The sequence below is a fragment of the Colwellia sp. F1 genome (assembly GCF_056238625.1).
The window spans coordinates 61,406-73,110 of the sequence record NZ_JBWDLI010000018.1 but is presented as its reverse complement, the minus strand read 5'-3'; the positions used below and the strand labels follow the sequence as shown (position 1 = coordinate 73,110).

General features: G+C 39.6%; 12 protein-coding genes. 3 read left to right on the top strand and 9 right to left on the bottom strand.

Annotated elements, in window-relative coordinates; all coding sequences use genetic code 11:
* The first annotated feature begins 481 nt into the window (after window positions 1-481).
* The 3 genes from AC0UA9_RS15340 to AC0UA9_RS15330 are packed head-to-tail and all read left to right on the top strand — an operon-like array spanning window position 482 to window position 3,326.
* The gene (locus AC0UA9_RS15340) at window positions 482-1,513 is read left to right on the top strand and encodes a TRAP transporter substrate-binding protein (protein ID WP_475661292.1); all 1,032 of its coding nucleotides are present in this window, start codon (window positions 482-484) and stop codon (window positions 1,511-1,513) included.
* Between the two features lie 38 nt (window positions 1,514-1,551).
* Window positions 1,552-2,040 carry a TRAP transporter small permease gene (locus AC0UA9_RS15335; RefSeq protein WP_475661289.1) on the top strand — a complete coding sequence of 163 codons (489 nt, stop codon included), beginning with the start codon at window positions 1,552-1,554 and terminating at the stop codon, window positions 2,038-2,040.
* Window positions 2,040-3,326 carry a TRAP transporter large permease gene (locus AC0UA9_RS15330; protein WP_475661288.1) on the top strand — a complete coding sequence of 429 codons (1,287 nt, stop codon included), beginning with the start codon at window positions 2,040-2,042 and terminating at the stop codon, window positions 3,324-3,326. Before AC0UA9_RS15335 ends, AC0UA9_RS15330 begins: the two co-directional genes overlap by 1 nt.
* Before the next feature lie 238 nt (window positions 3,327-3,564).
* Here the strand turns inward: AC0UA9_RS15330 and AC0UA9_RS15325 are convergent, their stop codons facing one another.
* The 9 genes from AC0UA9_RS15325 to dmpG form a co-directional block, all read right to left on the bottom strand.
* A complete protein-coding gene (locus tag AC0UA9_RS15325) occupies window positions 3,565-3,792 on the bottom strand; it encodes a DUF2798 domain-containing protein (protein WP_475661286.1) in 228 nt (75 codons plus the stop codon).
* 118 nt (window positions 3,793-3,910) lie between these two features.
* A complete protein-coding gene (locus tag AC0UA9_RS15320) occupies window positions 3,911-4,516 on the bottom strand; it encodes a LysE family translocator (protein WP_475661284.1) in 606 nt (201 codons plus the stop codon).
* 137 nt (window positions 4,517-4,653) lie between these two features.
* On the bottom strand, window positions 4,654-5,058 hold the full coding sequence (locus AC0UA9_RS15315; RefSeq protein ID WP_475661282.1) for an acyl-CoA thioesterase: 405 nt from the start codon (window positions 5,056-5,058) through the stop codon (window positions 4,654-4,656).
* Between the two features lie 78 nt (window positions 5,059-5,136).
* A complete protein-coding gene (locus AC0UA9_RS15310; RefSeq protein ID WP_475661280.1) occupies window positions 5,137-5,916 on the bottom strand; it encodes an SDR family NAD(P)-dependent oxidoreductase in 780 nt (259 codons plus the stop codon).
* A gap of 15 nt (window positions 5,917-5,931) precedes the next feature.
* Window positions 5,932-6,480 carry a 3-phenylpropionate/cinnamic acid dioxygenase subunit beta gene (locus tag AC0UA9_RS15305; protein WP_475661278.1) on the bottom strand — a complete coding sequence of 183 codons (549 nt, stop codon included), beginning with the start codon at window positions 6,478-6,480 and terminating at the stop codon, window positions 5,932-5,934.
* 10 nt (window positions 6,481-6,490) lie between these two features.
* Entirely contained in the window at window positions 6,491-7,798 is a 1,308-nt protein-coding gene (locus AC0UA9_RS15300; protein WP_475661276.1) for an aromatic ring-hydroxylating oxygenase subunit alpha, read from the bottom strand.
* 44 nt (window positions 7,799-7,842) lie between these two features.
* Window positions 7,843-9,693: an AMP-binding protein gene (locus tag AC0UA9_RS15295; RefSeq protein ID WP_475661274.1), complete on the bottom strand. Its 1,851-nt coding sequence runs from the start codon at window positions 9,691-9,693 to the stop codon at window positions 7,843-7,845.
* Window positions 9,686-10,681: an NAD(P)H-dependent flavin oxidoreductase gene (locus AC0UA9_RS15290; RefSeq protein WP_475661272.1), complete on the bottom strand. Its 996-nt coding sequence runs from the start codon at window positions 10,679-10,681 to the stop codon at window positions 9,686-9,688. Before AC0UA9_RS15290 ends, AC0UA9_RS15295 begins: the two co-directional genes overlap by 8 nt.
* Before the next feature lie 3 nt (window positions 10,682-10,684).
* Window positions 10,685-11,704: a 4-hydroxy-2-oxovalerate aldolase gene (gene dmpG / locus AC0UA9_RS15285; RefSeq protein WP_475661270.1), complete on the bottom strand. Its 1,020-nt coding sequence runs from the start codon at window positions 11,702-11,704 to the stop codon at window positions 10,685-10,687.
* Window position 11,705: the final 1 nt, after the last annotated feature.

The following is an 11,705-nucleotide window of genomic DNA, read 5'->3' as shown; positions in this document are numbered from 1 at the left end:
TGATAACCGACGAAATTACTTGCTTCATCTACTGCGTTAACTCATTTTTTAAACATAAAGCGAATATGGCTCGAAAAAAAGCAGAGATTTTTATGGTTTAACTTGACGTGGGGAGTCATACCAACGCAATATTAAAGCGCTACAATACCTAAGAGTACCTAAGTACACCGCTATATTAGGTTGCTATTAAGCTAAAAAAGGAACGAATTATTGTTCCTTTTTTATTGCTAGCCTTTAGCCAGTCACGCAAAAAAGATACACACCTGTCTCCAACCCCAAGATAATCCCTTCTATTTTAAAAGTAGACCTGTACTATTACAAAATAAAAACAAATTACCATACTATAAACTAACCTTTTATATCAATAACTTACATGCAACACTTGTTTTTATCTTCAAATAGCTGTCATTTCCCATTGAACTAAAACATACATCACTGTATCTTATTTGTGTTGTCATAATAAAAAATAAGGGGAAGAAAAATGAATATAGTAAATAAATTAACACTGGGTGCATTACTGTTCACAGGTGTAATGAGTCACTCGTTAGCTGAAAAGATTACACTTAGATATAATCAATGGTTTCCATCGCAACATTGGTCACAAAAAGATGGCTTGTATAAATATTTCAAGGAAATTGAACAAGTAACTGAAGGCCGCGTTAAAGTACGCCCTTCTGCCAAGCCGCTTGCACCACCAACGAAAAACTACCAAGCAGTACTCAGAGGTATCGCTGATATTTCTTGGGGTCCTCATGGTTATACGCCTGGCGCCTTTTTACTAACAGAAATGGTTGAATTTCCATTTTTAACCGATGATGCTGGTATCAGTTCACGCGCATATTGGCGCACCTACAAGAAATTTTTTGAACCTGTGGGCATGCAAGATGACGTTGTCACACTTGCTATGCATGTAACATCTGGCGGCAATATACACATGCGTACTGATGCTGTTGCAACACCAGAAGACTTTTCAGGGCAAAAAATGCGCGTACAAACCAGTGTGCTCGGTGATGCCATTCAGTCTTTAGGTGCTGTGCCAATATCTGGCTCTTTGTCAGAGCTTCGCGAATTTTTATCCAGAGGTATCATCGACGGCACTATGCTGTCAGACGAATTACTTTATGGGTTTAAAGTAGACAAGTATGTTAAAAAAATTACTCAAATACCGGGCGGTATTTATTCTAGTAGTGCTTTTATTATTATGAACAAGCAGAAGTGGGCAAAAATTAGTGAAAAAGATCGCGCCGCTATCATGAGCATATCCGGTGAGAAACTCTCTGAAAAAATGGGTCGCTTATGGCACGAAAATGATATTAAGGCGCGTAAAAAACTGAAAAAATCATTAGGTGATGACTACCAAGTCGCAAGCCCAGCGCTAATGCAAGCAATTGACAGTTCATTTAATCAAGGCCGTGAACGGTGGTTCAAAAAAGCTGAGTCTAAAAATGTTGATGGTGTAAAAGCCTTTGATTTTTATAAAGCATCAGTAAAAAGCCTTAATGAACAACGCTAACCTTTTACCTGTTAAATTTTATATAAGAAGGGGTAGTAATGTTGCTCACATTATTAAAATCACTTAAATCACTTTGTAGCCATATCAGTAATTATTCACTCTTACTGATGTCCTTAATTACCTTTACTGATGTTTTTGGCCGGCTAGTTTTTAATAAGCCTTTAGGCTTCGCCTATGAACTGGTCGCCATATTATTAGCTATTTCTTTTTATTCAGGACTTAGCCAAATTAATCTCAAGCGTCAGCACATTCAAATTGACCTATTAAACAAGTATTTCACAGGAAGAATTGGCACGGCTCTTAATTGGTTCTGTTACTTCGTTGAGCTTATTTTCTTCACTGCTGTAGTCATTATGATTTATGACCAAGTTGTTATGTCAGCTGATTTTGGTGAGATATTCATGTTTTTGAAAATTGAAAAATGGAAAGTACTCGCGGTGATATTAGGGCTAGCCATTATCGCGCTTATCAATTTGTTAGAAGCATTTCCATCACTAGTAAGTTCACATAAAAGGAAAACACTATAATGGTCATGTCGATAATATTTATAGTTCTACTCATTTTACTCTTTATCCGAGTCCCAATTGCTATTGCAACGGGAGGGCTTGGCGTTTTAGGCTTAGCTTATTATCAAGGATGGGCAGTAGCATTAAGTCAATTAGGTATGATAGCAACCGAAACGGTGCTGTCCTATGAGTTTGCTGTTATCCCCTTATTTATTTTAATGGGAAATATAATCAGCCGCTCAGGTTTAGCAGCAGAGTTGTATAATGCAACCAATGCCATAGTGGGCCATTATAAAGGCGGGTTAGCCATTACAACAATTGGTGCATCTGGTGGTTTCAGTACTTTTTGTGGTTCTAGTTTTGCCACCGCGGCAACAATGGCAAAAATAGCCTACCCTTCTATGAAAAAGTTCGGCTATAGTGATGAACTATCAACAGGGTCTATTGCTGCAGGGGGGACACTTGGTATATTAATCCCACCTTCAATTGCTTTAGTCTTTTATGGCATTATCACTGAAACTGATATAGGCGATCTATTTATTGCCGGCGCTTTACCTGGGCTCCTCGGGGTTCTACTTTATATTTGTGCTGTGTTAGCTGTAGTACATTTTACCAATACTAATACACAAGAATGTGAAGAAGTCAGCTTTCGCGAAAAAGTACGTGCATTAAGTCAATTATGGGCATTTAGTTTGCTTATATTCTCAGTACTTGGTGGTATTTATTTTGGCCTGTTCTCTCCTACCGAAGCGGCTGGTATTGGTTCAATTGGTGCAATATTAATTACCATGCTAAGAGGAAGATTCTCCTTTAAAAGCCTAATGGAGGCGTTAGATGACAGTGCCTCAACAACAGTCACTTTAGTCACCATTCTTATTGGTTCGTTAATTTTCGCCAACTTAGTGAATGTCTCTGGCTTGCCTTTTGATATTGTTGACTGGATTGAAGGCATGGGGTTTGAATTATTTGGGGTGTTATTTGTAATATTACTTATTTACTTTGTGTTAGGCGCCGTCCTTGAATCAATTTCAATGTTGTTGCTCACAGTACCCGTCTTTTTCCCAATAGTAACGGGGATGGGAATGGACCCTATTTGGTTCGGGATCATTGTGGTGGTTGCAACAGAAATAAGCTTAATAACGCCACCGGTAGGGCTTAATGTGTTTGTACTTAAATCAGTGCTACCACAAGTTGAACTGAAAACAATCTTTAAGGGTGTGTTTCCGTTTGTGATAGCAGATTTGCTCCGTTTAGCAATACTGTTGGCCTTCCCTGGTATCTCACTTGTTTTGCTAAATTACATGTAACACAAAAAATCAAAACACCAACACACTGACTTTGTTTTATTAAAGCATAAAATAAAGTTAGTAATAGAAACAAGGCTCGCTAACCAGCACCTTGTTTCTTTACCCCCCTCTCTTGGCTCAAGCTGCTGTTTGCTACTTTAAACGTTTAGCTACTCATCTTCAGCTTTCAGCCTACTTTATGCTGTAGCGTGCAGTTAGCTTGTTTAACTAGGCTATTACTAGAGCAGTAGGGATTAGATTATTCTTTACGTAGTATTAAGTTAACCACTTTACCGACCAGAGGCGAAACAATTAGTACGGTAGGGAAGGCAACAATAAAAGCAAAACGCCAAGCGTTAAACCAAATAGCAACAATATTTTCAACAATACCCACATTATAAATACTGATCACTAATGACATAATGCATGACATAAATAATGCCATAAAAAACGAAAATACAATTTTATGATGTTTGGGTGAAATCATTTAATTTCTCTTTAATTAATATAATAACGAGGAGATTTATGTCGCAAATTTACTGCAGCTTCGGTGAAAAACAAACTGCATACGTAGACAAAACCGAGAGATAACAACATACTTTTTACTATGTTTTTACCTGTAGGTAGATATATTCATAACCAATATTTATTGCAACCAAGAAAAGTAACATAGCCATCAGCACATTGAATGCTTGAAAATAGCAAGGATTTGACAGTTTCTTACCAATCAATGACCCTATCAAGTAATAACTCAGTGGTGCGCCAAACGCCAGCAAAGACAACCCTAGCGACCAAAGTATAATATCAGCCCCTTGAATATGTTCAGCGGGAAAACTAACGGTGGCAATGGGTAAAGTAGACAATAACCCTTTAGGGTTGAATAATTGCAAAAAAAAACCATCTTTCATTGATAAAGCGCGATGCTGCTCCAACGGGGGTTTTACCTTCACGACGGTTCTTAATACTGACCAAGCAACATGTGTTATATAACAACAGCCTATAACAGAAACACCCAGATAAAACAGTGGATTAATAAATTGGCTACCCAGAAAACCAAAGGTAATAAATGATGTAAACATTGCTAAAGTAACACCAATAAAAAAACCAATATTGCTATTTAACTTACCCTTAATCCCGCTGTGCATACTTAATAAATTAACAGGGCCAGGCGTATACATAATGCCAAAAGCATAGGTAATAATAGCCAACATAGTGAGCCCTATTATGGTAAGTTAAAAGAAAAAACTAGGTAACGATCTGCTTAACGCAAAGCAGGAAGCTATCGGGTAGCATGAAACACCCCATAGTGCCTGTAAGAAGCGATACTATTTTTATATTTGTCCGTGAGTTAAGGTTGAGCGAGTCTGTTTTGACAAGCAGATAATTTTTCACGTAGTGTGCCGGTAATAGGTAATGCTTTATTATCCTTTGCATCCAACAGAACAAAAGTAATTTGCGCATCTGCGATAATATCTTTTGTTTTTTTACAGCTGATTATTTGCGTTAACACACCGCTTTTATTACCAATTTTATTGACTGTAGTGCTAACCAATAAATGCTGGCCAAATAAGGCTGCTTTTTGATAATTAATATTGATATTAACAATAACCCATAAAATATCTTGCTCGGTAAAATAGGTAAGCTCTTCTTCCATACAAGCCCAGCGATCTTCTTCTAGAAATTCTAAATAACGGGCATTATTAACATGTTGATAACCGTCTAAATGGTAACCTCTTATGATTAGCTCTGTCATAATTTACTCCTTAATAGGAAGGTGGATTTTAAAAAACTAGGTCATTACGCTATTAAAAGCATAATGACCTAATACGCATTACTGCCCTGCAGACAAACCACCATCACTCACTAGAATGGTACCAGTAATGTATCTAGCACCGTTTTCACTGGCCAGTGTTACATATAAATCAGTATGCTCTTCTGGTGACGACACTCGGCCTAATGGGATATGTTGCCCCATTGAGTCTAAGCGACTTCGGTCTGTGTTCATTGACTTTTGTCGCTGACTCAAAGCATCAGTGCCACTAATAGGCGTATCTGTTGCCCCTGGCGCTACACCACAAACGCGAACTTTAGGGGCAAAGTCTAACGCTAGCTGGCCAATAATACCGCGTAGCGCATATTTAGAGGCGGTATAAAGTGGCCCACCACCACCGGGGCGAAAGCAAGCATTAGAGCCTGTAGCTATTAAACAACCATTAGCGTCATTTAACGCCGAATAGCTGGCATGAGCCGCCAGTAATACCGCTTTGACATTAGTAGACATAATCTGCGAGAAACCATCTTCAAGCTCTTTTGCTGACATTTTTTGTAGTTTCTTATAAAAATCCCAAACGCCTGCATTAGCGATCATGACATCTAAACCACCCCACTTTTGTGTGGCTGTTACCACAGCTTGTTCGTTGGTAGCATAATCACTGACATCACCAACCACAAAGCAAAAATTATTATAACTGGTAAACTCTTCTATTTGTGCTGGTTTACGCACAACGGCTAGCACACGTGCACCTTCATTTAAAAACCTTGCAACAATAGCTTTACCAATTCCGCTACCTGCACCCGTGACAATAACGCGTCTATTGAGTAACATTTGCATAAATTTACCTTAAAATCACATAAATACATTTAAATTTTTAGTTAACAACGTTGATTGCTGTAACATAATCAATCTGCCTGCTAAGCGATAATCATTGCCGACTTTACGCCAAATATCTTTTCGACGTCCCATTAGTGTATTGTCATCGCGTTCAAACCGGCTTCGGTATAAAGTAAAGACAGTATGCACTTCAAATTCATCGTCTTTATCTGTTTTAAAAGCTTGCAAGTTTGAGATAGCAGTAACCTGACGTGTAGGTGGATCTTCTGTCCAACACATGCCACTATCATTACGTTTTAAACGCATCAATATCGAGTCTTTCGACTCTTCAAATAACGGCACCTTAAATGTACTTATTTCGGGTACTCGGTTTCTGCGTAAAATATTTTCACGTAATGGTGCCCAATAAACTAGATCTTCTTCGAGGTTGTCACACCACTGATCAAGCTTTTCATGGTTTAACAAATATGCTTCTCTATTGACACTATGTTGAATCTCAAAGAATGTTGCCATGTCTACTGGCGAACCTGTTGCATCAAGCGCTAATAATTGATCTTTTGTCATAGCTAGCTCCTTACTCAAATTGCTTTTTTGCTAATGGAATATCTTTCCAACTTTTAGCATCCATAAATTCCGCATACCGTTTAAAAAACAAGCGTTGGTTTGCGTCGTTCAGCTGACCTTTAGTTACAGTACCTGGTAGGTCAATCGGTATGCTCTCTCCTTTTGTTGGATCCATCGCATAGCAAAGTTTTTGATGTCGTGTGACATAACCCGCATTAGCGACGGTTGCATGCTCCCAATTTTCGCCATCGTCCATCTCTAAAATACCGCTGGGCGAAAATGTACGCATTGCGCCTAATCGCCACTTATCTTTTATTTCATCAGAGGCTTCACTAGGGACTAGCGTCCAGCTATGTAACTCAGTTTCCATAGGCCCTTTAGGTAAAAAGGTTCTGAAAGTTAAGTAGCCTGGTAAAAAAGCGAAGTTAGGAAAGATTGCACCTGAGGCAACTGAACCAATCATTTTGGCTCGTACCTTACCCAAGCGTTTACTAATTTCCTCTTCGCGAGAACGCAAATATTTAACGATATCGGCGTCCCCCATAGTCGCAGCGTTACCAAAGTTGTTTGCTAACGAAAATTCCCAACCATGGCCATTAACACTGGTTTGATACGAGTTTTCATTCGAAACCTGTATACCGCCGTATTCTTTCAAGGTAGATTCTGCAGCACTAAGGTGCGTCCATAAAGCATGGTAAATATCGCCAACAAAGTTATCAGCTGGGTATTTCCAGTTACACTTTAACAACGAGCGAGTTGTACCAGGAAGGAACTCAGTTCCTTTGTCATCAATATCTAAAATAGCGTCCATGTACCAGCGAAAGTCACCAAGGTAATCTCCAAGTGACGGTGCTTCTTCATCAAAAGTAGCAAACACTAAGCCTTTGTATGTTTCAACTCTCGCCTTATGTAACCCCCACTCTGACTTGTCAAAATTTTCAGTGTTATCATAGAGTTCATTGGCCGGCATGCCATTGAGCTTACCGTCTAAGCCAAACGCCCAACCATGATAATTACAGACAAAAGAACGAATTTTCCCTTCCCCTGCAAAACAAACTTTATTGCCTCGGTGCGGACAAGAGTTAAGCATTACGTTAATACTTTTATCCTTTGCCCTCGCAACGATAACGGCGTCTTCACCTATATAAGTGGTGATAAAATCACCAAAAGATTTTACTTGTGATTCATGGGCAACAAAGTGCCAACAGCGCGCAAAAATTTGCTTTAATTCTTGTTGGTATATTGCGTTATCCCAAAAAATTCGCCTGTCTATCAATCCATTTTTATGATCGATAAGTGACTTTATGTTCATTGACATGATTAACCTCTGTGGCTCTCTAAATTTATTAAACTTATCTCAACTTAAAATGAATGAAAGTTGATACTTGAAATTTTTTCTTTACTATGCATTTTTTCAACTAAATCAGACCAGTTACCTAATAAAGAACGTTGGTTTAAATAGCCTTTATCTGTTATTTCATTTTTTTCAATCGAAGGCGCTTCGGGAAGCAAGGCAAAATGACAAATTCTGGTACTATTACTGTAATTAGTTTCGTTATAGGCATTTAATAATTTCACCGTGGTTTGAATTAGCGCTTCAATACTTTGCAGATAGCTAGCTGTTTGTTGCTCTTTAGCCAAATTAAACTGATTAGCCAAGTGACTCATATTGGGAATAAGGAGTAAGCCAATATCTGATTGGTTATGACCTGTGATCACAGCATCTAAAAAATAAGGTTTTAATGCGGTGACTACACCTAGCCTTACTTTGTTTACATTAACCCAAGTGCCTGAGCCGAGTTTAAAGTTTTCTGAAGTTCTGCCATCAAAAACCAAGCCTTGAGAAGGTTCTTCTTCATTCACTAAGCGCCCTGCATCGCCCATAGCATAAAAGCCATCTTCATCAAAAGCCGCGGCTGTTGCTGCATCATTTTGCCAATAGCCCGGCGTGACATTGGGGCCACGTACGGCCAATGCTTGCTTGCCTTCTACTTTCGTTAGCTTAATTTCAGTGCCGGGCATGGGTACGCCAATATTCACTGATAAATCAGAGTCAAAGTTTAAACAAGTTGAAAAAGGCGCTGTTTCGGTCGAACCCCAACCGGCAAATAGTTTGGGGCTTTTACCCACTAATTCTTTTGACAAAGTCGTTAGTCGCTTTCGCGTTTTATCAGGTAAGGCCGCTGCGGCAATAAAAATGATCTTAACTGAATTAAAAAATTTCTTTGCCACGCGATGGTCGTCTTCAAATTCAGTTAACAGTGCTTCAATACCAACAGGGACATTAAAATGTATATTGGGTTCTATCATGCATATATTTTCTATCGTCCGACCAATTAAACTAGGCACTGGTTTGCCATCGTCAATGGTCAAAGTACCGCCATTAAACAAAGTAATATTGACACAAACATTACCACCGAACGTATGGCTCCAAGGTAGCCAGTCAACCAAGTTGGGTGTCATATCTTTTAAAAATGGCCACATTTTATAAAGCGCAACTTGATTGCTATACATCATTTTATGCGTGTTAATTACCCCTTTTGGCAACCCCGTCGAACCAGAGGTCAACATGACTTTACAAATACTGTCCTGAGTCACTTTGCTTCTTCTTCGGTCGACTTCTGCGGGTTCAACGTTTGGGAGATCTCGAATCGTTAAAACATCTTCCATGTTTGAATAAGATGCAATACATTGAATATCATGAGTATTTAATACTGCTGTCACCGCTTTTTTAAAGAAGCCAGTATCACTAAAATAAATAGCACCCGGCTTAATGATATTAATAATGTTATCTAAACGCTCGAAGCTTTCACCATGTTGCGCATAGGCAACAGAAACAGGAGTCACGGGTACACCTATTGTCATTGCCGCAAAAGTAACTAACGCATGATTAATTGAATTGGGTGCGACTATAATGAGTGGCTTTTCACTTGAAATCTCAAGCGTAGCTAAGCTTGCAGCAACACTTGTTACTCGAGACAAAAACTCTTTATATGAAATTTCTGACCAACCATCAGAAATTCGCTCACGCATGCAGACGGTATTGGGTGATCTGTCGGCCCAATAATCTAAACAATCAAGCATGGTATAATCATCAAGATTAAGGCCTTCATTGTTACGCAAAATTGTTGTGTTTTCCGCGATTGTCTCAGGCGTTACATCATGAGTTCCCAGCTGTATTTCTGGCATAACTTTTACCATACGTTCAATCATTATGTTCACCCTCTTGCTCTAAAGGCAACGGCCAACACGCTAGCTTTGCTTCAATTTTTGGTTTTAACACTTCAAATTCATTAGCTAGTGAATCAACTATTTCCTTCACAGTTTCAATCTGTTTGGTTGCACCTACACCGTGACCTGCGCCCCAAGTGTTTTTCCAAGCTTTCCCTTCTCCTTGAATATCAGAAAAGTCAATTTCGGCATTGCCTTTATTCTCTGACACGTCAAAGCCCGATTGACTTAGACTTGCTTTAAGCCAATTAGCCATAACACCGGATACCGCATCTGAAGTCACAATGTCTTCCATCGATGAGTCAACCAACATATTTCGATAGTCATCAACCACTAAGCTTTCCGGACAACCAATAAAGCGAGTGCCCATATAGGCAAAATCTGCCCCTAATGCTATTAATGCCGCGATAGAGCGTGCGCTTTGCATGGCACCCCCAACAATAAGCGGGCCATCATAGAATTCTCGCACTTCCTCAACAAACGAAAACGGCGAGTATTTACCGGTATGACCGCCGGCACCAGAGCACACAAGAATCAAGCCATCGACACCGGCTGCGACAGCTTTTCTTGCTTGTTCCATATTAATTACATCAGCAAAAACTTTACCACCAAAGGCATGCACTCTTTCTAATACGCGTTTAGGGCTCCCTAGCGCAGTAATAACAAATTTAGGTTGGTAACGCTCAATAAGCGCCATTTCCGCTTCAAATCGGTCATAACTTTTATGAACAATCATGTTAATGGCAAACATACCTTCATGTTTTGTGCCTTTAAGCTGCGCTTCAATTTTCTCTAACCAGGCTTCTAAATCATTAATTGTGCGCGCATTAGGGGTAGGGAAACAGCCGATAATACCTGCTTTTGCCGCTGCTATTACAAGATCTGGACCTGAAATTAAGAACATGGGTGCGACAATGGTTGGTAATTTCATTACCTTATAAAGTGAGTTAACTATGTCTCGATTAGCCATGATTTACCCCTTAGTTTGCTTAATTAAATCTAGTGCAACATCAACGATCATATCTTCTTGACCACCAATTAGTTTTCGCTTGCCTACCTCAACTAAAATCTCTCTCACATCAATACCATAGCGCTCAGCCGCTTTTTCCGCATGACGTAAAAAGCTTGAATAAACCCCAGCATAACCCAGCGTTAATGTTTCACGGTCAACCCGAACAGGTCTATCTTGTAGTGGCCTAACTAAGCTTTCGGCCGCATCCATTAATTTAAATAAGTCACAATTATGCTCCCAGCCAAGGCGATTTATTGCCGCAATAAATACTTCTAAAGGCGCATTTCCTGCACCAGCGCCCATGCCTGTTAACGAGGCATCAACACGCGTTGCGCCATTTTCAACCGCTGCAATACTATTTGCGACACCTAAACTTAAATTATGATGAGCATGTATTCCTAGTTCCGTTTCAGGTAATAAATTATCTTTTAATGCTCGGACTCTTTCGCCAATATCATTCATATTCATCGCGCCGCCACTATCAACAACGTAAACCGTGGTCGCGCCATAAGACTCCATGAGTTTTGCCTGTTTTGCGAGTTCTGTTGGTGTCACCATGTGTGACATCATTAAAAAGCCTATGGTATCCATGCCCATTTCTCTGGCTGTTTGAATATGCTGTCTTGAAACATCAGCTTCAGTACAGTGGGTTGCAATGCGAACTGAGCGTACCCCAAGGTCATAGGCTCTTTTTAAATCGGCTACTGAGCCAATACCTGGCAACAACAAGGTGGTTAACACTGTTTTGTTTAACACATCAGCGACAGCCTCTAACCATTCCCAGTCTGTGTGAGCACCAAAGCCATAATTAAAACTACCACCACTTAAACCATCGCCATGTGCTACTTCTATGGCATCTACCCCCCCTTCCTCGAGGGCTTTAGCGATTTTGCGTACATCGTCGAGCGTATATTGATGGCGTATTGCATGCATACCATCACGAAGCGTTACATCTTGAATATATAGTTTTTGCTTGTTCATG